The organism is Hydrogenophaga sp. ZJX-1 (assembly GCF_048590325.1).
Classification (GTDB): domain Bacteria; phylum Pseudomonadota; class Gammaproteobacteria; order Burkholderiales; family Burkholderiaceae_C; genus Hydrogenophaga.
In genome coordinates this window covers 565875-590668 of sequence record NZ_JBMBRA010000003.1, presented here as the reverse complement: position 1 = coordinate 590668, position 24794 = coordinate 565875, and the positions used below count along the sequence as shown (strand labels likewise).

Genomic DNA, 24794 nt, shown 5'->3' with positions numbered 1-24794 from the left:
GATCGGGAGCCGGTGGCTCAGCGTTCGTCGTAGCTCACCACCAGCCGGTCGGTCGTCGGGCGCGCCTGGCAGCTCAGCACGAAGCCCTTGTCGGTCTCCCAGGGCTCCAGCGTGAAGTTCTTGTCCATGGTGACGGCGCCTTCCACCACCTTGGCGCGGCAGGTGCAGCACACGCCCCCGCGGCACGACCAGGGCAGGTCGAGGCCGGCGTTGAGCGCCACATCCAGCACGTGTTCGTCCTTGCCCATGCGCAGCTGGTGGGGCTTGCCGTCGAGCACCACGGTCAACGCCACTTCGCCATCGGTACGGACCGCCGGGTGGCCCAGCACCGCGGCCTGGCGCTGATCGGCGGGCAGGGCTTCCAGCGTCGGGGAGGTGAAGCGTTCGGTGTGCACGCGGTCGGGCCGCACACCGGCGTCGAGCAGCGCCTGCTGCGTGGCTTCGATCATGGCGTCGGGGCCGCAGATGAACACCTCGTCCATGCTGCCCACCGGCAGCAGCGCGGCGATGATGGCGCGCACCTTGTCGCCGTCGATGCGGCCTTCGAGCAGCGGCACTTCCTGCGCCTGGCGCGAGAGCACGTGGATCAGCGTGAGGCGGCCGGGGTAGCGGTCTTTCAGGTCTTGCAGCGCTTCGTTGAACATCACGCTGGCCATGCGCCGGTTGCCGAAAACGAGCGTGAATTTGCTGTCGGCCGATTCTTCGAGCGTGCTGGCCAAGATGGACAGGATGGGGGTGATGCCCGAACCGGCCGCAAAGCCCACGCGGTGGATCGCGCGCGGTTTGTGGATGGTGAAGCGGCCGTCGGGCGGCATCACGCGCAAGGTGTCTCCGGCCTTCAGCTCGGTGGCGGCCCAGTTCGAGAACACACCGCCTTCGACCGGCCGGATGCCCAGCGTGAGTTCGCCCTGTTGCGTGAGCAGGCTGCGCGGGCTGCTGATGGAATAGCTGCGCCGCACGTCCTGCCCGCCGATGGTGGTGCGCAGCGTGAGGAACTGGCCTGGCTCGAAGGCGAAGGTGTCGCGCAGCTCCGGCGGAATGCGCAGTGAAACCGCCACCGATCCGGCGGCCTCGGGGTGGATGTGCGAGACGGTGAGGTCGTGGAAGCGGGGTGCGGCGTGGCTCATGGTTTCAGTACGGCTTGAAGTAGTCGAAGGGTTCCAGGCAGTCGAGGCAGCGGTACAAGGCTTTGCACGCGGTGGAGCCGAAGGGCGAGGTTTGTGTGGTGTTGTGCGAGCCGCACTGGGGGCAGGGCACCGCGGTGTGCCGGACCGCGTGCCGGCTGAACTTCAGCACCCCGGCGGGCGTGTCGGCATGGCTGCCGCATTGCGGCGGAGCGATGCCGTAGGCGCGCAGCTTCTCGCGCGCGGCCTCGCTCATCCAGTCGGTGGTCCAGGCGGGCGAGAGCTGCGTGATGACGCGACCGGGCAGTCCTGCAGCGCTCAGGGCCGCATGGATGTCGTCCTCGATCTGGCCCATGGCCGGGCAGCCGCTGTAGGTGGGCGTGATGACCACCTCGGGCACGCCGTCGGCCCCCTCGCGCACGTCGCGCAGGATGCCCAGCTCGCGCAGGCTGATGACCGGAATTTCCGGGTCGGCCAGGTGCGCCAGCGCCTCGGTGATGGCCTGCAGCGAAGCGTGGGTGGCCGCATCCATGGTGTTCACCAGACGGCGGTCGGGTGCGCGCGGGCCAGGCTCTGCATCTCGGCCAGCAGGAAGCCCAGGTGCTCGGAGTGCACGCCCACATGGCCCTGGGCCACGTAGCCCGCGTGCGGCTGGTCATGGCGCGTGAGCGTGGCTTCGGCCAGGGTGTCGTTGACCAGGGCGTTCCAGTGATCGCGCAGCGTTCGCACGTCCACGCCACTGCCGTCGGCTGCGGCGGCCTGTTCGGCGGGGGAAGGTTGCCAGAAGGCTTCGCAATAGGGCAGCAGGTGGTCCAGCGCCGCCTGCGCGCGGCGCTGCGATTCGCCGGTGCCGTCGCCAAAGCGCACCAGCCAGTCCGACGCGTGGCGCAGGTGGTAACGCACTTCCTTCAGGGACTTGGCCGCGATGGCAGCCAGTTGCGCGTCCTTCGACGCCTGCAGGCTGTCCCACACCAGCACCATGAGCGCGCTGACGAGGAAGTTGCGCGCGATGGTCACGGCGTAGTCGCGCTCGCTCACCGCGTAGCCCACCAGCGGGCCGTGGTGCGGCAGCTCCATCAGCGTGTGGTTGCGGAACTCGGCGGTGTCGCGGAAGTAGGCCAGCGTGTCTTCGGCGATCTGGCCGTTCTGGCGCGCGCCCTGCAGGTGCGCGAATCGCTGGGCCTCGACCGGGTCGGCGTTGATCAGGCTGGCCGCGTGCTGGTAGAGCAGCCGCGCCTGGCCGATCAGGTCCAGGCTGTTGTTCGCCAGCGCCAGGTCTTCTTCGAGGACGGGGCCGTGGCCGCACCATTCGGCGTTGCGCTGGCCCAGCACCAGGGCGTTGTCGGCCAGGTGCAATACATAGTCCACTGGAGCCCCCACGCTCCCCGCTTCGCGTGGTTCGCTGCCCCCCGTGGGGGCGCTCGCTTGCTTGGGGCGGCCCTGCGCGGCGCTCGGTTCGGTTGTAGCCATCACATGTGCCCCACTTTTTCGGGGATTTCGTAGAAGGTCGGGTGGCGGTAGATCTTGTCGGCCGCCGGATCGAAGAAGCTGTCCTTGCTGTCGGGTTCGCTGGCTGTGATGGCGTTGGACGGCAGCACCCAGATGCTCACGCCTTCCTGGCGGCGCGTGTAGACGTCGCGCGCCATCTGCAGCGCGTGTTGTGCGTCGCTGGCGTGCAGGCTGCCGCAGTGTTTGTGCTCCAGGCCCTGCTTGCTGCGGACGAACACTTCCCAGAGCGGCCATTCTTTCAGTGCAGGTGTCGATGCGGGCGCGTTCATGCGGCCTCCTTCAGGTTGCGGGCTTGCTGTTTGGCGGCGTGGGCCATGGCGGCTTCGCGCACCCAGGCGCCTTGCTCGTGGGCTTTCACGCGGGTGGCCAGGCGTTCCTTGTTGCAGGGGCCGTTGCCGTTGACCACGGCCCAGAACTCGTCCCAGTCGATCTGGCCGTAGTCCCAGTGGCCGCGGGCCTCGTTCCACTTCAGGTCCGGGTCGGGCAGGGTCACGCCCAGCACCTCGGCCTGCGGCACGGTGGCGTCGACGAACTTCTGGCGCAGGTCGTCGTTGCTGATGCGTTTGATGCCCCAGCGCATGCCCTGCACGCTGTTGGGGCTGTCGGCGTCGGGCGGGCCGAACATGGCCAGGCACTTCCACCAATAGCGGTTGACGGCGTCCTGCACCATGGCCTTTTGCTCGGCCGTGCCCTGCATCATCACCAGCAGCGCTTCGTAGCCCTGGCGCTGGTGGAAGCTCTCTTCCTTGCAGACGCGGATCATGGCGCGTGCATACGGCCCGTAGCTGCAGCGGCACAGCGGGATCTGGTTCATGATCGCCGCGCCGTCCACCAGCCAGCCGATCACGCCCACGTCGGCCCAGTTGAGCGTCGGGTAGTTGAAGATGGAGCTGTACTTGGCTTTGCCGCTGTGCAGGCCGTCGAGCATCTGGTCGCGGCTGGTGCCGAGCGTCTCTGCGGCGCTGTAGAGGTACAGGCCGTGGCCGCCCTCGTCCTGCACCTTGGCGATCAGGATGGCCTTGCGCTTCAGACTGGGCGCGCGGCTGATCCAGTTGCCCTCGGGCAGCATGCCCACGATCTCGCTGTGGGCGTGCTGGCTGATCTGGCGCACCAGGGTCTTGCGGTAGCCGTCGGGCATCCAGTCCCGCGGTTCGATCTTGCCGTCGGCGTCGATCACGGCGTCGAAATGCGTTTGCAAGGCGGCATCTTCGGCGCTGGCCGGTGCGGCCACGGCCTTCAGTCCGGGCTTGGACTCGCCGTCGGCGACCGAAAAAGATTGGGTGTACATGCGTGTCTCCTGACCCCGGAACCGGGTGCCGAATGGGGTGAAGCGGCAGTATATGCAATTAACCGACCGATCGGTTGGTTAATTGTCTGGGATCGACTCAGGGTTTTTCCGGGGAGGGGCAGGGCGCACAGGGCGCCCTTTTCCGTACAGTCGGATCCATGTCGCCCACTGACAGGCCTTTTCCTTTTCGCGCCAGCCCCTGGTCGCAACGCTGCGCCCGGTTCACGGTCGCGTTGCTGGCGGGGTTCACAGCGGGAGTGGGCCACAGCGGAACGGCGGCGGTCGGCGGGACAACGGACCAGTGGGTGTTTGTCGCGGACCGTGCTTCCGAAGGGGTGGCTCTGGATGCCAGCACCGCTTGCGGGCTGCCGGGTTTTCAGGCGGCGCTGGCTCAGCGCCTCAACGCCGCGCGGGCCGTGGCCCGTTCCTGCGGAAACTCGGTCATGCCGGCTGCCGGTCCGCTGGTGTGGAATCAACGCCTGTTTTCAGCCGCGGCCCGCCATGCCCGTGACATGGCCACCCGGAACTACTTCTCCCACACCAGCCTGGACGGGCGTTCCCTGGCCCAGCGGGTCGCCGCCGAGGGCTACCCCTGGACATCGGTGGGCGAGAACCTGGCGGGCGGGCAAACCACGGTGGACAGCGTCATCGCCGGCTGGCTCTCCAGCCCCGGGCATTGCAGCAACCTCATGAGCCGACAGTTCGAGGCGGTGGGCGTGAGCTGTGTGCGGCAATCGGGCAGCCGGTTTGGCCACTACTGGGTCATGGTGCTGGCCCGGCCCTGAAACCGGTGCCAGGGCCTTGGCGCCACCGTGCGGCGGCTTCAGCCGCCGGTGTCGAGCGTCTGGCCTTTGCCGCGGCCCCGGCCGAGGTGGGTCAGCAACTGGGGCAAGGCCACCTGCAGCGCCGCTTTCAGCGTGTGGGGCGGGTTGATGACGAACATGCCGCTGGCCGTGAGGCCGGGCCGGTCATCCGGGCCGTGGGTGGGGTCTTGCCCGATGGCCAGTGTCGCGTTCAGCCAGGGCCGTTGCGCCTGGTTGCTCAGGGTCTTCAGCCGGCGGGGCAGGTCGTGCGCCTCCGGGCGCGGAATGATCGGGTACCACACCAGGTAGGTGCCGGTCGGGAAACGGCGGATGAGTTCCTGTATGCAGGCGCTCACTTTGCCGTAGTCGCTCTTGATCTCGTAGCTGGGGTCGATCAGCACCGCGGCGCGCTTGGAGCCGGTGGCCGAAGGTGGCGGCGGGAGCAAAGGCTTGACGCCTTCAAAGCCGTCCTGCAGCGCCACGGCGATCTGGCGCCCGGCTTCGAGCTGGGCGATGTTGGCGTTGAGGGTGCGGCTGTCGGTCGGGTGCAGCTCGAACAGCTTGAGCTTGTCGCGCGACTCGGTGCGCAGCAGCGAATGCAGCACAAAGGGCGAACCCGGGTAGACGCGGAGCAGCCCCGAGGGGTTGTAGCTGGCGATCAGGTCGAGGTAGTCGTCGATCACCGGCGCGGCGGCCACGGGTGCGGCGCCGGCCGGACGCAGGGCGGCCATCAGTTTGACCACGCCGTCCTTGGCTTCACCACCGGTCTCCGTGTAGTCACCGTCCAGCCGGTACAGCCCGGCGCCGGCGTGGGTGTCCACCAGGGTGATGCCCGCTTCTTTCTGCATCAGATGGCGCAGCGTGGCGATGAGGGTGATGTGCTTGAGCACGTCGGCGTGGTTGCCGGCGTGGAAGGCGTGTCGGTAACTGAACATGGGTCGATGGTAGCGCCCCCTGGCGACCCGGTCACCCGCCGCCCATCTGTAACTTGCCAATCGGTACCGATATTTCGTACAATGGAAAGCTTCGCAGCGAAACGCAAGGCTCCGCGACGAAGACCGCACACCGGGCAACCGGGGTGCAAACCCCCACCTAAGAGTGTTCCGACAGAGAACAACCGACCGTGGAAAAGAGCCGCCAAACCCTCCTTCAAAGAGAAATCTCATGACTACTACGTTCAGCGCCAAACCAGCTGACGTGAAGCACGAGTGGTTTGTGATTGACGCGACCGACAAGGTCCTCGGACGAGTTGCCAGTGAAGTGGCTCTCCGTTTGCGCGGCAAACACAAGGCCATTTACACGCCTCACGTCGATACCGGTGACTACATCGTCATCATCAACGCGTCCAAGATCCGCGTGACGGGCACCAAAGCCCTCGACAAGATTTACTACCGTCACTCGGGTTACCCGGGCGGTATCTACGCCACCAACTTCCGCGACATGCAGGCCAAGCACCCTGGCCGCGCGATCGAGAAGGCCGTCAAGGGCATGCTGCCCAAGGGCCCGCTCGGCTACGCCATGATCAAGAAGCTCAAGGTGTACGGCGGTGCTGAGCATCCCCACACCGCCCAACAGCCGCAAGTGCTGGAACTCTAAAGGAGCCTTGAGATGATTGGTGAATGGAACAATGGCACCGGCCGTCGCAAATCCAGCGTCGCCCGTGTGTTTCTGAAAAAAGGCTCCGGCCAGATCGTGGTCAACGGCAAGGACATCCAGTCCTACTTCGGCCGTGAAACCTCGATCATGATCGCCAAGCAGCCGCTGCTGCTGACCAACCACGCCGAAACCTTCGACGTGATGGTCAACGTGCACGGTGGCGGCGAATCCGGCCAGGCCGGCGCTGTGCGCCACGGCATCACCCGCGCCCTGATCGACTACGACGCCACGCTCAAGCCGAGCCTGTCGCAAGCCGGTTTCGTCACGCGCGATGCCCGCGAAGTCGAACGCAAGAAGGTCGGTCTGCGTTCCGCACGCCGCGCCAAGCAGTTCAGCAAGCGCTAAAGCGCCGGGCTTCTGCCGCAAAAACCGCCTGCAAGCTTGTCTTGGGGCGGTTTTTGCATTTGGGGGCCGTGTGATCCGGGGTCTCAAATTCCAATCGAAAGGTGTCTGAATGAGGTTGCGTCTCCTGCGACGACGGCTCACCGTCAGCGCGCCCCGGGTTTCGGTGCGCAGTGCCATGCCTTGGCCGTTTCGCTGGCTTCTGGGTGCCGTGGTGCTTGGCTTCTCGGGGGCTCTCGCGCTCTGGGCGTTCGAGGTGGGCAAAGACATCGCCGGGCTGGATCGCAACGCCAAACAGGAACTGGAGCGCCTGCGCAACGAGGTGCAGGACCTGCGTGCCGAACTGGTGCGGGCGCAGTCCGTCTCCAACACCTCGGAGAGCCTGCTGACGGCGGAGAAGGCGGCCCAGGCGCAACTGGTGCAGCAGATCCGCCAGCTGGAGGCCGACAACCAGGTGCTGCGCGGTGACCTGGGGTTCTTCGAGCGGCTGATCCCGGGGTCGGGGAGTGGCGCACTGAACATTCGCGGCCTGCAGGTCGATCGCCTGGCGCAGAACCAGCTCAAATGGCAGGTGCTGCTGATCCAGGCCACCAAGAATGCCCCCGATTTCAGGGGTGTGCTGGAGGTGACCTTTGCCGGCACGCTGGAGGGCAAGCCCTGGTCGGTCGTTCAGGCGCCGTCGCCGCAACCGGTGCTGATCAAGGGCTATCTGCGCCAAGAGGGGCTGGTGGACGTTCCCGAACAGGCCGTGTTAAAAACCGTGACCGCAAAAATCCTGCAGGATGGCGCGGTCAAGGCCATGCACACCATCAAGCTTTAATCAACTGTCGTTTCGGAGAACTCCATGTTTGGCAAGAAGAAGCAACCCCCCATCAAAAGCCTGATCGCCCATGGAACGCGCATTGAAGGCAATGTGTTTTTCCACGACGGACTGCGGGTGGACGGTGATGTGGTGGGCGATATCCGCGCCAGCGATGAGCAGTCCAGCATCCTGGTGATCAGCGAATCGGCCACCGTGACCGGCCAGATCCATGCCGACCACGTCATCATCAACGGCAGCGTCAAGGGCCCCGTGCTGGCGTTCGATCTGCTGGAACTGCAGCCCAAGGCCCGGATCGAGGGCGACGTGTCCTACAAGGCCCTGGAGATGCACCAGGGCGCCACGATCTCGGGTCAGCTCAAACCCATGACCGGTGGTCTCGAAGACAAACCCACACTCAAACTGGCGGCAAACAACGGCTGAGCGCAAACCCGAGCGATTTGCTATAGCATTGCATCAGATGTGGACGAATGGCGTCCACCAGCCGTGTTCAGGAAGCCCCCGGAAGCGGCCCAAGACCTATGTCAGGACCCCCCATGAGCGCAGTTGCAGAGAACATCCAGACCGACATGCCAGCACCGCTGGTCTTCACCGACAGCGCCGCGGCCAAAGTGGCCGAGCTGGTGGCCGAAGAGGGCAACCCGGACCTCAAGTTGCGCGTGTTCGTGCAAGGTGGCGGCTGCTCCGGTTTCCAGTACGGTTTCACCTTTGACGAAGTGGTCAACGAAGACGACACCACCATGACGAAGAACGGCGTTTCGCTGTTGATCGATGCCATGAGCTACCAGTACCTGGTCGGCGCCGAGATCGACTACAAGGAAGACCTGGAGGGTGCCCAGTTCGTCATCAAGAACCCCAATGCCTCGACCACCTGTGGTTGTGGCTCCAGCTTCAGCGTCTGATCGACCGCTGTCGAAGCGCACTGCGCTTCCCGGCCAACAAAAAGCCCCGTCAATTTTGACGGGGCTTTTTTGTGGGTGTGATCCGGACTTCAGCGCCAGTTGCGATCCCATTGCTCGTTCTCGCGATCCCGGCGATGAACGCGGTACTCCTCAGGATACTGGCGTGTTCCACCGATGTAGACCACTTCGGGTTCCGCCGGAGGCGCCGGGCGGTATTGCATCTGCTGCCGCGGTGCCGGTGCGGCGATGACGGGTTGCACGTTCACATGGACGTAGCGCCCCGGTTCTTCGGGCATCTGCACGTTGTAGCGCCGGCCGGCGTACTCGTACACCACGTCGTAGGCCACGGTCTGGTTTTCGTAGAAGGTCTGGGTGCTGCACTGCTGCACGGTCTGCGTGCGGGGCTGTCCGCGACCTTCGATGTGGTTGCCGAGCACGGCACCACCGAACAGGCCGATGGCCGTCGCCACCGCGCGCCCGCTGCCACCGCCGATGGCATTGCCCATGGCGCCACCGGCGATGCCGCCGATCAGCGCACCGGCGCCCGACTTGTGGCCGGGCACGGTCACGGTCTGGTTCTGGCACACCTCGCGCGGCGTGGCCACTTGCTGGATGATGGGTTTGCTGCTGAGCACACGGGCGCGTTCATCCTGGGCCTGGACGGCACCGGCGCCGGCGAGGGCGATCACACCGGTGAGGACGGGGAGGAGGATGGAACGGTCAGGGGATTTCATGGAAAGCTCCTTGGTTGAGGAGCCTCCATCGTGCGGCGCTTGTGTCAAGCCGCTTTACAGCCTGTGTAAAGCTGCGGCCAGACTTGTAACGTCTGGTGTCGGCTTCAAGCTTGCGCAGGCATGCCGAGCAGATCGCGGGCCAGCGCCTCGGCCACCTTGATGCCGTCCACGCCCGCGGAGAGGATGCCGCCGGCGTAGCCCGCGCCCTCGCCCGCCGGGTAGAGCCCGCGGGTATTCAGGCTCTGGCAGTCGGTCCCGCGCGTGATGCGCAGCGGCGACGAGGTGCGCGTTTCCACGCCGGTGAGCACGGCATCGGCCATGTCGTAGCCCTTGATCTTGCGGCCGAAGACGGGGATGGCTTCGCGCATGGCCTCGATGGCGAAATCGGGCAAGGCGGGCGCGAGGTTGCCGAGCTTCACGCCCGGTTTGTACGACGGGTCCACCGTGCCGAGAGCGGTGGACGGTGTCTGGGTCACGAAGTCGCCCACCAGCTGACCGGGTGCTTCGTAGGTGCCGCCGCCGAGCTCGTAGGCCCGGGCTTCCAGCTGGCGCTGCAGCACGATGCCGGCGAGCGGGTGCGTCTGGCCTTGTGCGGCCAGTGCCTGGGCCTGCGTGGCGTAACGCGCGCCATCGGCCTCACCGAAGGCGGCGGTCCAGAGCGGCAGGTCTTCTGGAAATGTCTGCGGGAAGTCAGCCACGTCGATGCCCACCACCAGGCCTGCGTTGGCGTTGCGCTCGTTGCGCGAGTACTGGCTCATGCCGTTGGTGACCACGCGGCCCGGCTCGGAGGTGGCCGCCACCACGGTGCCACCCGGGCACATGCAGAAGCTGTAGACCGCGCGGCCGTTTTTGGCGTGGTGCACGAGCTTGTAGTCGGCAGCACCCAGCAGCGGATGGCCGGCGTGGCGGCCCCAGCGCGCACGGTCGATCACGCTTTGCGGATGCTCGATGCGGAAGCCGACCGAGAACGGTTTGGCTTCGAGGAACACACCGGCATCGTGCAACAGCGCGAAGGTGTCGCGCGAGCTGTGGCCGAGCGCCAGAACGGCGCGCCGCGCGGGCAGTTCGGTGATCGCCCCGCTGTCCAGCTGCAACACGCGCAGGCCGGTCAGTTGCTGCTGGCCCTCGCTTGAGGGTGCCAGCGCGAGGCCCACCACCTGCTGCTGGAAGCGGATCTCGCCGCCCAGCGCGATGATCTTCTCGCGCATGGCCTCGACCACCTTCACCAGCTTGAAGGTGCCGATGTGCGGGTGCGCCTGGTAGAGGATTTCGGGCGGAGCGCCCGCGTCCACGAACTCCTGCATCACCTTGCGACCGAGGAAGCGCGGGTCCTTGATCTGGCTGTAGAGCTTGCCGTCCGAAAAGAGGCCGGCCCCGCCTTCGCCGTATTGCACATTGCTCTGCGGATTGAGCACCTTCCTGCGCCACAGGCCCCAGGTGTCCTTGGTGCGCTCGCGCACCGGCTTGCCGCGCTCCAGCACGATGGGCTTCAGGCCCATTTGCGCCAGTGCCAGCGCGGTGAACAGGCCGCAGGGACCGAGGCCAACCACCACCGGGCGAGCCGCCTCGTCGGCCGGCCAGCCGGTGGGCGCGTGACCAGGCGCGTGCCAGGCCATGTCGGGCGTGGGCTGGACGTGCGGGTTGTTCGCAAAGCGGGCCAGCAGACCAGGCTCCAGCGCCGGATCGGCCAGCGTCACGTCCACGATGTACACGGCCAGCAGTTCGGCCTTGCGGGCGTCGAAGCTGCGTTTGAAGACGTGCAGGTGGTCGATGACCTCTGGCGCGATGCCGAGAACCTGGGCAGCCAGCCGGGTGAGGGCCTCGACCGGATGCGGCGGCGGGATGCGGTCCTCGTCGGTCTCGGACGGCGCGTCGGACGCGCGGCGGTGTTCGGCCGGTACGTCGGCCAGCGGGAGCTTGAGTTCGGAGAGTCGGATCATGGTGAAGAGGGCTTGTGTTTATCAAGCAAGGGGCCCCTATTGTCGTCAAACCCGCAACCGGCTTTGGGGTGTGCGAGGCCGCCGGTGGATGGTTTTAAATAAATCCGGGTAAAATAATAAAACCCGTATAAAATTAGCGCCATGAGCACCGTCACCACTCCCACCTGCACCGCTTTTCTCGGCCACCGCCGCGTCGCCAACGGCTCCTACGCCGAGGTGGACCAGGCGCTGCGCGCGCTGGACCTGAGCGCTGGAGGCCTGCTGGTGTTTGACGACGCCAGCGGCACCCAGGTGGACCACCCCTGGCCAGCCGGCTATGCCGCCGCGCAGCCCGCCGGCGGTCCCCCGGACGCGTCCGAAGCGGCGACCGTTGCGCCGGGCGTGGGCCGGCCGCGTCTCGGCGTGGTGGCGCGCGAGGTCACGCTGTTGCCGCGCCACTGGGCGTGGCTGGCGCAGCAACGTGGTGGCGCGTCGGCCGCCCTGCGCCGGCTGGTCGAAGAAGCGCGGCGCAGCCAGGGCGACCAGGATGCGCAACGCCTGGCCAAGGAGCGGGTCTACCGCTTCATGAGCGCGATCGGCGGCGGTCTGCCCGGCTTCGAAGAGGCTTCGCGGGCGCTGTTCGCGCAGGATGCCGGGGCGTTCGCCCACCGCACCGCCCACTGGCCCGCCGATGTGCGGGACCACCTCGCCTGGCTCGCCCGCGACGCCTTTGCCGCCACGCCGCGCGCGGTCACCAGCACCACCTGAGCGCTGCCGCTCCACACCTCATCCATTGCTCAGCGTTCCAAACCATGCCACCCCATCCTTCCAGCCCAGCAAAACCCCTCTGGCGCATCTACCTGGTGTTTCTTGTGCCCATGGTGCTGTCCAACTTCCTGCAGAGCCTCTCGGGCACGCTCAACGGCATCTACATTGGCCAGATGCTTGGCACCCACGCGCTGGCGGCGGTGTCGGGCATGTTTCCGATCTTCTTTTTCTTCATCTCGCTGGTGATCGGCCTGGGCGCGGGCGCCTCGGTGCTGATCGGCCAGGCCTGGGGCGCACGGGAGCCCGAGAAGGTCCAGGCCATCGCTGGCTCGGCGCTGGCACTGGGCGCCTTGATCGGCATCGTGGCGGCGCTTCTGGGCAGCGTGTTCGCGCGCGAAGGCATGCAACTGCTGGGCACACCGGCGGACGTGCTCGACGACGCCACCGCCTACGCGCGGGTGATGATGCTGCTCATGCCGCTGCTGCTGGTGGTCATCCTCTACACGCAGCTGCTGCGCGGCGTGAGCGACACGGTGACGCCGTTGCTGGCCCTGCTGTTGTCCACCGGCCTGGGGCTGGTGCTGACCCCGGCCCTGATCAAGGGCTGGCTGGGGCTGCCGCCCTTGGGTATCCAGAGCGCGGCGCTGGCGGGCTTTGTGTCCCAGGCGGCATCGTTGGGGTTCCTGGCCTGGCGCCTGCTGCGCAAGCGCAGCGTGCTCGCGCCTGACAGGGCGCTGCTCAAGTCCCTTCGGCTGGACGGCAAGATCCTGACCCAGGTGATGCGCATCGGCCTGCCCACCGGGCTGCAGATGGTGGTGATCTCGATTTCGGAGCTGGTGATCCTGTCGCTCGTCAACGGTCACGGCTCGAAGGCCACGGCGGCCTACGGTGCGGTCACGCAGATCGTCAACTACGTGCAGTTCCCCGCGCTGTCGATCGCCATCACCGCGTCCATCCTCGGCGCGCAGGCCATCGGCGCGGGCCGGGCCGGGCGTCTTGGCGCGATCCTGCGCACGGGGCTGTGGATGAACGTGTGCGTGACCGGCTCGCTGGTGCTGCTGGGCTACGCGCTGTCGCACGGGATGCTGGGGCTGTTCATCACGCAGCCCGAAGTGCTGGCGCAGGCCGAGCACCTGCTGCACATCATGTTGTGGAGCATGCTGCTGTTCGGCTTCCAGTCGGTGGTGGGCGGCATCATGCGCGCCAGCGGCGTGGTGCTGGTGCCGGTGTCGATCTCCATCGCCTGCATCCTGGTGGTGCAGCTGCCGGTGGCCTACGGGCTGAACCAGCGCTTCGGACTGGAGGGCGTGTGGATGGCCTTCCCCGTGACCTACGCGGCCATGCTGGCGCTGCAGACCGGCTACCACCAGCTGGTGTGGCGCTTCATGAAGCTCGAACGCCTGGTATGACGCAGGGTCCGGGCAGGCGATAATCGCTGGGTGAAGCGCGCCAGGCCGTCGCTGGTGCATGGCCCGAAAGGGCGCACTGGAGGAACGTCCGGACTGCACAGGACAGCGTAGGAGGTAACACCTCTCCACCGACAAGCCGCAAGGCCCTAAGGTGAGGATCAGAGCAACAGAGACGAGCCGCTTCAGTGCGGGTGAAACGGGCAATCTCTACGCGCAGCAATACCAAATAGGCCAGCGTTGACGTGGTTCCGCGGAGCTGGCGGGTAGGTAGCACCGAGCCGGGTGGGTGACCCCCGGCCCAGATGAATGACGGTCACATGCGGGCCTTCGCAAGAGGGTTCTGCATGCACAAAATCCGGCGTATCGGCGCGCTTCACACTAATTCGTTGTCATCCAGCAGGTCGCCCCGGGCGCCCTGGCGGGCGTGTGCCACGGTGGCCAGTCCTTCGAGGTTCAGGATCTGGATGCGTCCGCGGCGGTAGTCCACCAGACCCCTGTCTTTCAGGTTTCGCGCCGCCAGCGTGACGCCCGCCCGGCGCACCCCCAGCATGTCGGCGAGGTGGGCGTGTGTGAGCTGCAGTTCGGTCTGGTGCGTTCGTGCCTGGCTGAGCAGGATCCAGCGGGCCAGCCGCGCCGGGATGTCCTGCACCTGGGCCGCCGCAGCCAGTTCGGCCACTTCCTGAGAAAAGCCCCAGAGGTAGCCGGCGAAGGTCCGCAACATGCCCAGGCGCCGGTCTGACAGGCGCTGCAGCACCGCACCGTCGGCGCGAAAGGCCGCACCGCTGCTCTGCACCAGCAGCGTGAAATGGCCAGCACCCAGTCCCAGCGCAAACTGCAGGCCCACTGCGCCCTCCCGGCCCGCGAGTCCCACCGCAAGCCCGCTATCGCCCCCATTGCGCACCACCAGCGCCACGCTGGTGCCGCTCAGGAGGAAGTAGACGTGCCCGCTGGCCGCACCCGGTGCTGAAAGGATCTCGCCCGCCTTGAGCTCCACGGGCTCACATCGGCGCAGGAGCAGGCCCTGGTCGGTGGGCGGCAGTTGAGCCACCAGACCGTTGTGCAACAAGTTCAATCGAGAGCCCGTTCATGGTTGAAAGACAACGCTTCGAAGAGAGCCGTCGGGCCGTGTTTCTGCTGCAGACAGGCGCCTGCAGCGCTGCAGTGTACGTGGCTTGCGCCCGCTTGCCCGGCTGGCTGCCCTTGCAGTCTGTCGCGTCGGGAAGCACCGCCGCGTGGGCCTGTTCGTCGCGGCCTGGCTCGGTATGTACGGTATCGAACAGTGTCCGGGCGCTTTGCGCCTACACTGGACCACCGCCGACGCCGCAGCCTCGGTACCCCAGATTCCTTTTGATCGCCCCCGGGCGGGAGCTCCGAATTTGTCAGTCGAACAGCCGACCAACCGGGTTCTTGCCGCTCTGGCCCAAGTGGATCGACGGCATTGGCTTTCGAGTCTGGAACGGGTCGAACTGCGCCAGGGGTACACCTTGCTGACGCCCGACGCTCCCATCGAATTCATGTACTTTCCCGAGGGTGCCCTGGTGGGCCTGCTGCACGCGGTCGGGCCCGATGGGCTGGAGGCGCCGCTGGCGCTGGTGGGCAGCGACGGACTGGTGGGGGTGGCCCCCTTTCTGGGTGTCTCGACTGAACGCCTGCGCGCCGAGGTGTTGCACCCAGGCAGCGCGTGGCGGTTGCCGGCAGCGGCGCTGAACAAGGGTCCGCAGCCCGACGAAACCCAGTTGAAGGTGGTGCTTCGCTATCTGCAGGAACTGGATGCACAGATGTCGCAGGCCGCGCTCTGTCGTTTGCAGCACACGCTGTACCAGCGACTGAGCCGTTGGTTGCAGGACGCTTTTGACCGCGTGCCGGGTTCGGTGTTGCACATCGAACCGGCCACGTTGGGGACCTGGCTGGGTGCCGAGCCTGGGGCCTTGGCGCTGGCTACCAGCCAATTGGCCGCCGAAGGCGTTGTGGAGCAGCAGAGCGGCCGCATCACCCTGCTGGACCGTGCGCAGTTGGCTCAGCGTTCGTGCGGTTGCCTTCAGCAGGTCAAACAACAGACCGACCCGCTGCTTTCACGCACCCCCTGATCCGGCGGGCGCGCCGGTGTTTGGCCAACGGATCGTTCTCTTCAGAGGTTGAAACCGCCCAGGCTCTGGAGGCGTTCCACGTGCGCGAGCAGGGAGCGTTTGGCCACCGGCCAGAGCCGCTCGGGCACATCGTCGTAGGCGAGCTTCACCCAGTCGTCCATCGTGCCTTCGGGTTGTGCCTGCATGGCTCGCCCCACTTTGGCTTCGCGCGCTAGGCGGTGGGCTTTCAGGTGCGCAATGGCCGCGCGGGCACCGCCGTGTTCTGGCGCGCTCGGGTTGTCGGATGTCTGCTTCAGGTCGCCCAGCACGTAGCCGTGCGCGGGCAGGATGAAGTCGACACCGTGCGCCTCGCACAGCCGGTCCAGCTTGTCGAGCGAGTCGAGGTAGGCACCCATGTTGCCGTCGGGCGGGTCGATCACGGTGGTGCTGCCGTTGAGGATGTGGTCGCCGCTGAACAGCAGGCCGTCTTCTTCGAGCAGCAGGCACAGGTGGTTGGCGGCGTGGCCGGGGGTGTGCACCACCTGCAGGGTGTGGCTGCTGATGGCATCGCCCGCCGAGCCCATGAGCACGAGACGCTCGCCGTCCGACAGCGCGCGTTCGGGGGTGAAGCGGCTGTTCTCGCGCGCCGTGGAAGCGCTGGGCAGGCCGAGGATGGGGGGGCTCTCGGCACACAAAGCCTGCAGCCGCGCCGCGCCCGGCGAGTGGTCGGGATGCGAGTGGGTGCAGACGATGGCGCGGATGTCACCGCCCGCGGCGCGCCACAGGCGTTCAATGTGTTCCGGGATGTCCGGACCGGGGTCGATGGCGATGTGGCCGCTCACCGGGTCGCCCACGAGGTAGCTGTTGGTGCCCGGGCCGGTCATGAAGCCGGGGTTGGGCGCGGTGAGCCGTTGCACGTTCTTCAGCAGCGGCACCGGGCGCTCGGTCTGCCAGGCCAGCTCGTGCACGATCTGGCCATGCGGGCAGACGAGCGCGAGTTCGCCAAAGGGCGGTTCGTGCTCCATGTGGCGCGACTCGTGGCCGTTCATCAGGCCCGCGCGCGGACAGCTGGTGAACAGGGGTTCATCGTTCACCGCGCAAGCATTGAGCACCGCCTGCACGCTCGGGTAGGCCTGCAGCCGCTCCAGCGTGCGGACGGTCGGGAAGATGATGAAGAAGCCGCCAGCCGCGTGGCGCGCCAGCGCGTCGGCAGGTCGCACCCAGACGGGTTCGAACTGCTCGGATTCGTCGGCCACGGGTTCCTGGCCTTCGGGCATGCGCGCGACCAGAAAAGGCACGTCGAAGCGGCGCGGCAGGTCGCGGTCGGTGATCCAGTGGGCGAGCACGAAGACGTCGGCACCGGACAGCGTGAGGCCCTGTGTTGCGCATTGCTCGGCAAACGGGGCTTTGCGGTCGAGCGTGGCGATCTCGCCCGTGCCCAGGTGCGAGCCGTCGGCGCGGCGCGCGAGCAGGATGCCCAGCTCTTCAAAACTCTCGCGGATGGCGGCGATGGCCTGCGTGAGGTGCAGGTCGCTCTGCGTCGCGCGGCGGGTGGACTGGCCGTGCGACTGCGCGTCGGCGGCGTCGATGCCGCCACCGGGGAACACGTAGGCACCTGGCGCGAAGCTGGCCGTCATCGAGCGGCGGGTCATCAGCACTTCGATGCCCTGCGGCGAGTCGCGCAGCAGCAGCACGGTGGCGGCGGGGCGCACGGCAGCGGGCGTGCGGGCAGGGTGGAGCAGTTGGGATGAGCGGACCATCCGCGCATTGTGCGACAGCGGGCGCGACCCGGCTGTCGCCTCCCGGGGCTGGATCAGTCCGCCGGGGTCGGCGCGAGTGCGCACATTTCGGACGACAGGCCTTGCCAGGCGATGTCGAAGCCCGGGGTGCTGCGCGCCGGTGGCAGTGGCGGTGTGCGCAGCGCCCAGTGGGTGCCGGCGGTGACGCTGTCGATCACCGGCACCGGCACATCGCTCTGGATGGCGGCAGCCATGCCGGCCAGGCCTGCGCCGCCGAGGATCACGGCCTGCACACCCAACTGGTGGGCCGCGTCGCGGCAGGCCTGGGCCAACAGGCGGTGGGCGGCGGCCGGGTCGGCGGCGAGCTGTGCCCCGGTGGGCACCACGGTGTGGATGCCGGCGAGCTGCTGCGCCTGGCCGAGCGCCTGCGCGAGCCGCTGCAGCATCGGGCCCCAGCGCTCACCGCCGGTGACGATGGCGTAGCGGCCGTGGCGCGCGGCTTCGATGAAGGCCGCTTCGGCCAGGCCCGTGACGGGCGCGGGGCTGGACTCGCGCAACGCCATCAGGCCGGGGTCGCCGAAGCAGCCGATCAGCACCGCGTCGGGTGGGGGTTCGGGGCTGGCCAGTGCGGCGGCCCAGGCGTCGAGCGCGGCGTGGGCGGCCACGGCGTAGCTGGCTTCGTCGGCGATGTAGGGGGCGCCGAAACGCGCGGTCACGGTGCGCACCGTCACGTGCAGACCGGCGGCGGCCTGCACGTGGGTCTGCAGCAGCGCGCTCACGCGCTCCGAGGTGTTGGGGTTGATGACCAGCAGCTGTTTCATGTTCAACCAAACAATTGCATCAGGTCGGGCGTGGCTTCGCGCGTGGGCCGAAAGCTCAGCTGCGACTCCAGCCGCTCCAGGTGCTCGCGCATCAGGCGCGCGGCCTCGCGAGCATCGCGCAGCTTGATGGCCGAGAGCAGGGCGCGGTGTTCCTGGCAGCCGCAGGCTGTGGCGTCTTCGCGCGCCTGGTGGTGTGGCGCGCTGTAGGTCATGAGGATCAGCGAGGTGCGCGAAACCAGTTCGCGCAGGATGCGGCCGAGCGTGTCGTGTCCGGCGTGGTCGGCGATGTGCAGGTGGAAGTCGCCCGAGAGCCGGATCGCGCGGCGCATGTCGCCCGCGGCCCGTGCCGCCTCTTCGTCGCGGATGCAGCGGGTGAGGGTCTGGATGTCGGCCGTGGTGGCCGAGGCGATGAAGCGCTCCACCAGCGTGGGCTCGATCATGCGCCGCACCTCGAACACCTCCCGCGCTTCCTGTTCGCTGGGCTGGGCGATGGACGCGCCGCGGTTGGGCGTGAGCGTGACCACCTGTTCGTTGGCGAGCCGCACCAGCACCGGGCGGATGCGCGTGCGCGAGACGCCGAAGGCCTCGGCCAGCCGGTCTTCCACCAGCTTGGTGCCGGGCGGCAGCTGGTGGTCGAGGATGGCGGAGACCATGCGCTCGTAGATGTCGTTGTCAGACAGGGGCGCTGGCGCCTCGTCAGCGGTCTTGCGGACGCGGGTGGCGCTCATGCGGTGTTCCCCTTCTGGCGCCGGCTCAGGAGCATGGCCACGCCCACCGTGACGCCGATCACCGCAAAAGAGACCACGGTGGTCACGGTGCCGAGCGCGTAGATGGCCGGCGTGGTGACGGTGGAGGTGAGGCCCTGCAGTTCCAGCGGCAGCGTGTTGACGTCGCCGATGGCCTGCGAGGTGCGGGCGATCTCGTCCCAGCTCAGGGTGAAGCCGAACATGCCGATGCCCACCACCGACGGGCCGATGAGTGGCAGCACCACGTGGCGGAAGGTCTGCCAGGGTGTGGCGCCGAGGTCGCGCGCGGCTTCCTCGTACGCCGGGTTGAAGCGGTTGAACACCGCGAACATGATCAGCAGGCCGAAGGGCAGTGTCCAGGTCAGGTGTGCGCCAAGCGCCGAGGTGAACAGGCCGAGTGCCGTGCCGTATTCCTCCAGCGTGGTGGTGGCTCCCACCGCTTCCAGCAGCCACTTGAGCCCGCCGTCGAGCAGGCGGAACTGCAGGCCAATGCCCAGCGACACGATGATGGACGGCATGATCAGGCTGGCCACGGTCACGTAGAACAGTGCGTTGCCGCCGCTCAGCTTCTTGCGGAACGCCAGACCCGCCAGCACCGAGAGCAGCACGGTGAACAGCATCACCACGCCGCCCAGCATGAGCGAGCGCAGGAAGGCCGCGCCGATGTCCACCGTGCCGAGGCCCTCGGCGAGCTGGCGGAACCAGTGCAGCGACACACCCCGCAGCGGGAAGGTGAGGCCACCCTCCGGCCCCTGGAACGAGAGCACGAAGATGACGAACATCGGGCCGTACATGAACAGCACGAAGAGCGCGAAGACGGCGGCCAGCGGCCAGAAGCCTGCGGAGCGGGTTTCGGTGGAGTGGGCCATGTTCACAGCTCCTTTCGGATGTCGACCAGGCGCGTCAGGCCCCAGATGATCATCAGCACGACGGCCAGCAGGATCACCGCGTTGGCGGCTGCGAGCGGGAACTGCAGGTAGCTGGTCTGCACCTGGATGATCTTGCCGACCGAGGCGATCTGTTGTCCGCCCATGACGCCGATGGTGACGAAGTCGCCCATGACGATGGTGATGACGAAGATCGAGCCGATGATGATGCCGGTCTTGCACAGCGGCACGATCACGTTCCACAGCGTCTGCCAGCCACTGGCGCCGGCGTCATTGGCCGCTTCGAGCAGGCTGCGGTCGATGCGCATCATGCTGTTGAAGATGGGCACGATCATGAACATGGTGTAGAGGTGCACGAAGGCCAGCACCACCGAGAAGTCGGAGAACAGCAGCCACTCGATGGGCGTCTCGATCAGCCCGATGCCTTGCAGGCTCTGGTTCACCAGGCCGTTGCGCCCCAGCAGCGGCACCCACGAAATCATGCGGATCACGTTGGAGGTCCAGAACGGCACGGTGCACAACACGAACAGCGCCGTCTGCATGCCCGACGAGCGCACGTGAAAGGCCAGGAAATACGCCACCGCAAAACCCAGTACCAGCGTGATCACCCACACCAGCAGGCTGAATTTCAGCGTGGACAGATAGGTGGAGAGCGAGACGCAGAAATCGCCGTGCTCGGTGAGCGTGGAGCAGCCTTCAAAAATGGCGGCGTAGTTGCGCAGCGTGAACGCGGGCAGCAGCTCGTATTCGTTGAAATCCCAGAAGCTGACCATCACGATCAGCCCCAGCGGAATGAGGAAGAACAGCACGAACACCAGCGTGAACGGCGCCGCCTGCCACCAGGCGTGCAGCGTGCGGTTCGGGCTGTCGGCGACAGGACCGGCGGTGGCGGTGGATGTGCTGCTCATAGGGACCAAAGAACGGAAGAAAGAACCAAATAGCTAGCCGGTGCGAAATGCACTAACCCAGAACACGGCGGAACCGGCTTTGCCGGGCCGCTCGTGTTGCCCCCCTCAGGGGGGTGACGCGCCGCAGGCGCGGCGCGGGGGGAGGCCGTCAGGCCGCGACGAATTCATTCCATTTCCTGACCATGTACTCGTTCTCATCCATCACCGCGTTCCAGCAGGCGATGCCGCCCATGCGCGCTTCGTAGCTGCCGCCGTCGCGCACCGCGCCGGCCTTGGCCAGCACGTCGCCGTTCGGGCTCTTGATGTCTTGGGCGGCGGGCTTGCCTTCCATCCAGTAGGCCCACTCGTAGGCTTCCATCTTGGCCTTGGCGGTGTCGAGCACGGCGCTGTAGTAGCCCTGGCGGTTCAGGTAGGCACCGGCCCAGCCGTCGAGGAACCAGTTGATGAACTCGTAGGCGCCGTCGAGCTTGCGGCCGCTCAACGTGGCAGGCAAGCCGAAGCCGGCGGCCCAGGCGCGGTAGCCCTCTTTCAGCGGCTGGAAGTTGCAGGCGATGCCCTTGGTGCGCACGGCGGTCACGGCCGGGCTCCACATCGACTGGATCACCACCTCGCCAGAGGCCATCAGGTTGACCGACTCGTTGAAGTCCTTCCACAGCGCGCGGAACTGGCCGGCCTTCTTGGCTTCGATCAGGGTCTTGATCGTGAGGTCGATCTCGGCCTTGGTCATGTTGCCCTTGTCGGGGTACTTGTAGAGGCCCATGGCTTCGACCACCATGGCGGCGTCCATGATGCCGATCGAGGGGATGTTCAGGATGGCGGCCTTGCCCTTGAACTCGGGGTTCAGCAGCTCGGCCCAGGAGTTGATCGGGCGCTTGATCAGGTCGGGGCGGATGCCCAGCGTGTCGGCGTTGTAGACCGTGGGGATCAGGCTCATGAACTGCGTCGGCGCCTTGGCGAACACCTTGCTCTTTTCGCCTTCGAGGAAGATCACCTTCTTGGGCGCGGTGCCCTGGTCGCCCACGGCCTTGCCGGCCACGCTGCCGGTGGTGAACAGCGGGGTGATCTTGTCGGCGTTCTTGATCTTCTTGACGTCGATGCCCTTGAGGTTGCCGGTGGGTACGATCTTCTTCAGCGAGAAATATTCGGTGTCGATCAGGTCGAAGCTGTTGGGCGCGGTGACGGCGCGCTTGGTCACGTCGTCGGTGGTCACGGCCACGTACTGGATCTTGATGCCGGTGTCCTTCTCGAACTTCTCGGCAATGGTTTTGTCCTGGTTCACCGCGGTGCCCAGGTAGCGCAGGGTGATTTTTTCCTGCGCGTGCACGGCGGGCGCCATGCCACTGGCCAGGATGCCGGCCATGCCGGCGGTGCCTTGCAGCAGGCTGCGGCGGGAGAGCCCGGCAACGGTGTTGGCGGGCGTGTCTTTGATCGAATCGGACATGGGTCGAGCTCCAGTGGGTTGGGTTGCGGGGGAGGAAAACGAGAGGAAAAGAAGAGGGTCGCGCGGGTTCAGGCCGCCGTGGCGACCGGCGTGTCGAGCACCGGCGGGAAGGTGTGGGCCTGCCAGGGAGCCCAGGTCAGGTTCACGCTGTCGCCGGGGGCGTAGGGCTGTTGCACGAACGCGGCTTCGGGCAGCATCACGGAGACGCGGTCGTCGGTGCCGTTCAGCTTCAGGCCCAGCAGCACATAGGTGCCCTGGTACTCCACGTCGCTGATCGTCGCCGGCCAGCCGCTGCCGCTGTGGGCGGGCGCGAGCTGGATGTGGTCGTTGCGCACGGCCACCTTGCCGTCGGTGGTGTTGAGCACGTTGTGGCCACCCATGAAGCGCGCCACGAACTCGCTGGCGGGACGGTTGTAGACGGTGTGCGGGGGCCCCACCTGTTCGATGCGACCGTGGTTCATCACCACCATGGTGTCGGCCAGGGCCATGGCCTCTTCCTGCGAATGGGTCACGTGGATGAAGGTCAGGCCCAGTTCACGCTGCCAGTGGCGCAGCTCGGCGCGCATCTGGATGCGCAGGAAGGGGTCGAGCGCGGAGAGTGGCTCGTCGAGCAGCAACACGCGCGGCTGGGTAATGAGCGCGCGTGCCAGTGCGACGCGTTGTTGCTGTCCGCCCGAAAGCTCGCCCGGTTTGCGTTGCGCCAGGTGGCCCATGGCCACGCGCTCCAGCAGGTCCTGCGCCTGCCGCTGGCGGGTGGTTTTTTCCACCCCCTTCATCTTCAGGCTGAAGGCCACGTTGTCCAGCGCCGAGAGGTGCGGGAACAGCGCGAAGCTCTGGAACATCATGGCCGTGCCGCGCGCGGCGGCGGGCAGGCCGGTGATGTTGCGGTTCTCCAGCAGGATGTCGCCGCTGGTGGTGCTTTCGTGGCCGGCGATCATGCGCAGCGTGGTGCTCTTGCCGCAGCCCGAGGGACCGAGCAGGCAACAGTAGCTGTTGGGTGCGATGCGCAGATCGATGCTGTCCACCGCCACGCTGCCCTGGGCGTAGCGCTTGGTGAGGGCAATCAGTTCGATGGCGGCGGGCTGGGGTGTGTGGTCATCCATGACAGCCGTAGTGCATCAACCGTGCCAGCTGCTTTGTATGCAATGTGCACCTGATTGCATACAAAACAGCACAGACTTTGTGCGCAAAATGGTTTTCGAGAGGGTTGAAGGGCCGTCGCGGTGCGTGTGCACCGGCGTGAAGCGCACCACGCTGCGGCGATGCGGCCTGCCGGTGCGCACCGCTATGGACGGATAATCCGCCCATGCACATCCGGTTCACCAAAATGCAGGGCGCGGGCAACGATTTCGTCGTGCTCGACGAGACGCGCGGGCGCCTCGGCCTGAGCCACGCGCAATACCGCTGGCTGGCCGACCGGCATTTCGGTGTCGGCGCTGACCAGATCCTGAGCGTGCGGCCATCGCCCGGGAGCGGTCTCGACTTCGAATACGTGATCCACAACGCCGACGGCGGCGAGGTCGAACACTGCGGCAATGGCGCGCGTTGCTTCGTGCGCTACGTGCACGACAAGGGTCTGACCACCGCCAACCCGGTGCGTGTGAAAGTGAAGCACGGCGAGATCAGCCTGGCGCTGAACGATGACGGCCGCGTCACGGTCGACATGGGCGCGCCGGTGTTTGTGCTGGAGCGCGTGCCTTTTGATGCGAGCGGTCTGCAGGCCCAGGCCATGGGGAATTTCGATCGCTGGCCACTGGCCTTGCCCGGTGGCGGCGAGGCGCTGGTGTGTGTGCTCTCCATGGGCAACCCGCACGCGGTGCAGCTGGTGGACGATGTGGACACCGCGCCCGTGCTGAGCCAGGGTCCGCAGATTGAATGGCACCCGCGCTTCCCGGCTCGCGTGAACGCTGGCTTCCTGCAGATCGTCAACCGTGGCCAGGTGCGCCTTCGCGTGTTTGAGCGCGGCGCAGGCGAGACGCTGGCCTGCGGCACCGGCGCCTGCGCCGCCGTCGTGGCCGGCATCCGCCTGGGCCTGCTGGATTCGACAGTCCATGTGCAAACGCACGGCGGCGTGCTCACCATTCAGTGGCAGGACACCCCGGCGCACGACGCCCCGGTGTTCATGACCGGCCCCGCCACCACCGTCTTCGAAGGTGAGATCGACGTACCCGACCTCGCCTGAACCTCAGCGAACCGAACCACCATGACCCATCAGACCATCCCCCCGATCACCGAAGACGACATTGCCAACTACCTGGCCAACACGCCGGATTTCTTTGAGCGCCACGCCGATGTGCTCGGGACGGTGCAGCTCACCAGTCCGCATGGCAAGCGCGCCGTCAGCCTGCAGGAGCGGCAGGCCGAGATGCTGCGCGAGAAGATCAAGGGGCTGGAGCTCAAGGCCGCTGAAATGATCCGCCACGGCCAGGAGAACACGACCATTGCCGACAAGCTGCAGCGTTGGACGCGCGAGCTGCTGCTCACGCGCCTGGCCAACGATCTGCCCGCCGTTGCGGCGCGTGGCATTGCCGACCAGTTCCTGGTACCGCAGGTGGCCATCAAGGTCTGGGGCGTTGCGCCCGAGTTCGCGGCCGAGCCCTATGCCCAGGGTGCCAGCGAAGACGTGATGGCGTTCGCCTCGTCGCTCACACTGCCTTACTGCGGCGCCAACCCGGGGCTGGAGGCCGCGCAGTGGCTGGGCGATCCGGCGGCCGCGGCCTCGCTGGCCTTGATTCCCCTGCGCGCCGGGATCGCGCCCCAGGCCTTTGGCCTGCTGGTGCTGGCCTCGTCGGACGCCCAGCGCTTTTCGGCCGACATGGGCACCGATTTCCTGGAGCGCATTGGCGAACTCACCAGCGCAGCGCTCTCGCGCCTGCGTCCGGTGGCCCCGGCTGCCGCGGTCTGAGGACATG

At 66.9% G+C, this 24794-nt stretch carries 27 protein-coding genes and 1 other RNA gene; 12 read left to right on the top strand and 16 right to left on the bottom strand.

The window, feature by feature from the left end; genetic code table 11:
* Positions 1–17 precede the first annotated feature (17 nt).
* From ACN5W5_RS11645 to paaA, 5 genes are read right to left on the bottom strand one after another with little or no spacing between them, the layout of a single operon-like run.
* Positions 18–1127: a 2Fe-2S iron-sulfur cluster-binding protein gene (locus tag ACN5W5_RS11645; RefSeq protein WP_420048664.1), complete on the bottom strand. Its 1110-nt coding sequence runs from the start codon at positions 1125–1127 to the stop codon at positions 18–20.
* A gap of 4 nt (positions 1128–1131) precedes the next feature.
* Positions 1132–1656 (bottom strand): 1,2-phenylacetyl-CoA epoxidase subunit PaaD, encoded by a 525-nt coding sequence (gene paaD / locus ACN5W5_RS11640; RefSeq protein ID WP_420048663.1) that lies wholly within the window; start codon positions 1654–1656, stop codon positions 1132–1134.
* Between the two features lie 5 nt (positions 1657–1661).
* A complete protein-coding gene (paaC, locus tag ACN5W5_RS11635) occupies positions 1662–2594 on the bottom strand; it encodes a 1,2-phenylacetyl-CoA epoxidase subunit PaaC (protein ID WP_420048662.1) in 933 nt (310 codons plus the stop codon).
* Positions 2594–2902 carry a 1,2-phenylacetyl-CoA epoxidase subunit PaaB gene (paaB, locus tag ACN5W5_RS11630; protein WP_177132272.1) on the bottom strand — a complete coding sequence of 103 codons (309 nt, stop codon included), beginning with the start codon at positions 2900–2902 and terminating at the stop codon, positions 2594–2596. The genes paaC and paaB overlap by 1 nt, the downstream gene beginning before the upstream one ends.
* Positions 2899–3921, bottom strand: coding sequence for a 1,2-phenylacetyl-CoA epoxidase subunit PaaA (gene paaA, locus ACN5W5_RS11625; protein WP_420048661.1), 1023 nt, complete (start codon positions 3919–3921; stop codon positions 2899–2901). Before paaA ends, paaB begins: the two co-directional genes overlap by 4 nt.
* Positions 3922–4226: 305 nt before the next feature.
* Between paaA and ACN5W5_RS11620 the strand changes: the two genes are divergently transcribed.
* The gene (locus ACN5W5_RS11620; protein WP_420048660.1) at positions 4227–4706 is read left to right on the top strand and encodes a CAP domain-containing protein; all 480 of its coding nucleotides are present in this window, start codon (positions 4227–4229) and stop codon (positions 4704–4706) included.
* 38 nt (positions 4707–4744) lie between these two features.
* Here ACN5W5_RS11620 and ACN5W5_RS11615 read toward each other — a convergent pair whose 3' ends face one another.
* The gene (locus tag ACN5W5_RS11615) at positions 4745–5659 is read right to left on the bottom strand and encodes a 23S rRNA (adenine(2030)-N(6))-methyltransferase RlmJ (protein ID WP_290970227.1); all 915 of its coding nucleotides are present in this window, start codon (positions 5657–5659) and stop codon (positions 4745–4747) included.
* Positions 5660–5888: 229 nt separating this feature from the next.
* Here ACN5W5_RS11615 and rplM point away from each other — a divergent pair, with 229 nt between their 5' ends.
* From rplM to erpA, 5 genes are all read left to right on the top strand, one after another.
* The gene (gene rplM / locus ACN5W5_RS11610) at positions 5889–6320 is read left to right on the top strand and encodes a 50S ribosomal protein L13 (protein ID WP_177132266.1); all 432 of its coding nucleotides are present in this window, start codon (positions 5889–5891) and stop codon (positions 6318–6320) included.
* A gap of 12 nt (positions 6321–6332) precedes the next feature.
* Positions 6333–6725, top strand: a complete 393-nt coding sequence (rpsI, locus tag ACN5W5_RS11605) for a 30S ribosomal protein S9 (RefSeq protein WP_177132263.1) — start codon at positions 6333–6335, stop codon at positions 6723–6725.
* 175 nt (positions 6726–6900) lie between these two features.
* Positions 6901–7542: a DUF6776 family protein gene (locus ACN5W5_RS11600; protein ID WP_420048659.1), complete on the top strand. Its 642-nt coding sequence runs from the start codon at positions 6901–6903 to the stop codon at positions 7540–7542.
* 24 nt (positions 7543–7566) lie between these two features.
* On the top strand, positions 7567–7965 hold the full coding sequence (locus ACN5W5_RS11595; RefSeq protein WP_226464895.1) for a bactofilin family protein: 399 nt from the start codon (positions 7567–7569) through the stop codon (positions 7963–7965).
* Positions 7966–8078: 113 nt separating this feature from the next.
* The gene (gene erpA, locus ACN5W5_RS11590; protein ID WP_086121452.1) at positions 8079–8444 is read left to right on the top strand and encodes an iron-sulfur cluster insertion protein ErpA; all 366 of its coding nucleotides are present in this window, start codon (positions 8079–8081) and stop codon (positions 8442–8444) included.
* 89 nt (positions 8445–8533) lie between these two features.
* Here erpA and ACN5W5_RS11585 read toward each other — a convergent pair whose 3' ends face one another.
* Positions 8534–9178, bottom strand: coding sequence for a glycine zipper 2TM domain-containing protein (locus ACN5W5_RS11585; protein WP_420048658.1), 645 nt, complete (start codon positions 9176–9178; stop codon positions 8534–8536).
* Between the two features lie 104 nt (positions 9179–9282).
* Entirely contained in the window at positions 9283–11118 is a 1836-nt protein-coding gene (locus ACN5W5_RS11580) for an NAD(P)/FAD-dependent oxidoreductase (RefSeq protein WP_420048657.1), read from the bottom strand.
* A gap of 141 nt (positions 11119–11259) precedes the next feature.
* Here ACN5W5_RS11580 and ACN5W5_RS11575 point away from each other — a divergent pair, with 141 nt between their 5' ends.
* The 3 genes from ACN5W5_RS11575 to rnpB all read left to right on the top strand — a co-directional run bounded on the left by ACN5W5_RS11575 (position 11260) and on the right by rnpB (position 13653).
* Positions 11260–11865, top strand: coding sequence for a DUF2239 family protein (locus ACN5W5_RS11575; RefSeq protein ID WP_420048656.1), 606 nt, complete (start codon positions 11260–11262; stop codon positions 11863–11865).
* A 44-nt stretch (positions 11866–11909) separates the two neighbouring features.
* Positions 11910–13274, top strand: a complete 1365-nt coding sequence (locus tag ACN5W5_RS11570; protein ID WP_420048655.1) for an MATE family efflux transporter — start codon at positions 11910–11912, stop codon at positions 13272–13274.
* A 32-nt stretch (positions 13275–13306) separates the two neighbouring features.
* Positions 13307–13653, top strand: an RNA gene (rnpB, locus tag ACN5W5_RS11565) — RNase P RNA component class A.
* Here the strand turns inward: rnpB and ACN5W5_RS11560 are convergent.
* The gene (locus ACN5W5_RS11560) at positions 13648–14346 is read right to left on the bottom strand and encodes a Crp/Fnr family transcriptional regulator (protein WP_420048654.1); all 699 of its coding nucleotides are present in this window, start codon (positions 14344–14346) and stop codon (positions 13648–13650) included. The two genes, rnpB and ACN5W5_RS11560, sit on opposite strands and share 6 nt — an antisense overlap.
* 160 nt (positions 14347–14506) lie before the next feature.
* Here ACN5W5_RS11560 and ACN5W5_RS11555 point away from each other — a divergent pair, with 160 nt between their 5' ends.
* Positions 14507–15361: a Crp/Fnr family transcriptional regulator gene (locus tag ACN5W5_RS11555; protein ID WP_420048653.1), complete on the top strand. Its 855-nt coding sequence runs from the start codon at positions 14507–14509 to the stop codon at positions 15359–15361.
* 41 nt (positions 15362–15402) lie between these two features.
* On the opposite strand, the gene ACN5W5_RS11550 is transcribed toward ACN5W5_RS11555, so the two are convergent.
* The 7 genes from ACN5W5_RS11550 to ACN5W5_RS11520 all read right to left on the bottom strand — a co-directional run bounded on the left by ACN5W5_RS11550 (position 15403) and on the right by ACN5W5_RS11520 (position 22985).
* Positions 15403–17100, bottom strand: coding sequence for an MBL fold metallo-hydrolase (locus tag ACN5W5_RS11550; RefSeq protein ID WP_420048652.1), 1698 nt, complete (start codon positions 17098–17100; stop codon positions 15403–15405).
* Between the two features lie 53 nt (positions 17101–17153).
* Positions 17154–17900, bottom strand: coding sequence for an aspartate/glutamate racemase family protein (locus ACN5W5_RS11545; RefSeq protein WP_420048651.1), 747 nt, complete (start codon positions 17898–17900; stop codon positions 17154–17156).
* Positions 17901–17902: 2 nt separating this feature from the next.
* The gene (locus tag ACN5W5_RS11540; RefSeq protein WP_420048650.1) at positions 17903–18628 is read right to left on the bottom strand and encodes a GntR family transcriptional regulator; all 726 of its coding nucleotides are present in this window, start codon (positions 18626–18628) and stop codon (positions 17903–17905) included.
* Positions 18625–19515: an ABC transporter permease gene (locus tag ACN5W5_RS11535; protein WP_420048649.1), complete on the bottom strand. Its 891-nt coding sequence runs from the start codon at positions 19513–19515 to the stop codon at positions 18625–18627. The genes ACN5W5_RS11540 and ACN5W5_RS11535 overlap by 4 nt, the downstream gene beginning before the upstream one ends.
* Positions 19516–19517: 2 nt before the next feature.
* Complete coding sequence (locus ACN5W5_RS11530; RefSeq protein WP_420048648.1) at positions 19518–20441, bottom strand: ABC transporter permease; 924 nt, start codon at positions 20439–20441, stop codon at positions 19518–19520.
* A 148-nt stretch (positions 20442–20589) separates the two neighbouring features.
* A complete protein-coding gene (locus ACN5W5_RS11525; protein ID WP_420048647.1) occupies positions 20590–21882 on the bottom strand; it encodes an ABC transporter substrate-binding protein in 1293 nt (430 codons plus the stop codon).
* A 68-nt stretch (positions 21883–21950) separates the two neighbouring features.
* Entirely contained in the window at positions 21951–22985 is a 1035-nt protein-coding gene (locus ACN5W5_RS11520) for an ABC transporter ATP-binding protein (RefSeq protein WP_420048646.1), read from the bottom strand.
* A gap of 203 nt (positions 22986–23188) precedes the next feature.
* On the opposite strand from ACN5W5_RS11520, the gene dapF reads away from it, so the two are divergent.
* Positions 23189–24064, top strand: coding sequence for a diaminopimelate epimerase (gene dapF, locus ACN5W5_RS11515; protein ID WP_420048645.1), 876 nt, complete (start codon positions 23189–23191; stop codon positions 24062–24064).
* Positions 24065–24085: 21 nt separating this feature from the next.
* Entirely contained in the window at positions 24086–24787 is a 702-nt protein-coding gene (locus ACN5W5_RS11510; RefSeq protein WP_420048644.1) for a DUF484 family protein, read from the top strand.
* The last annotated feature ends 7 nt before the right edge of the window (positions 24788–24794 follow it).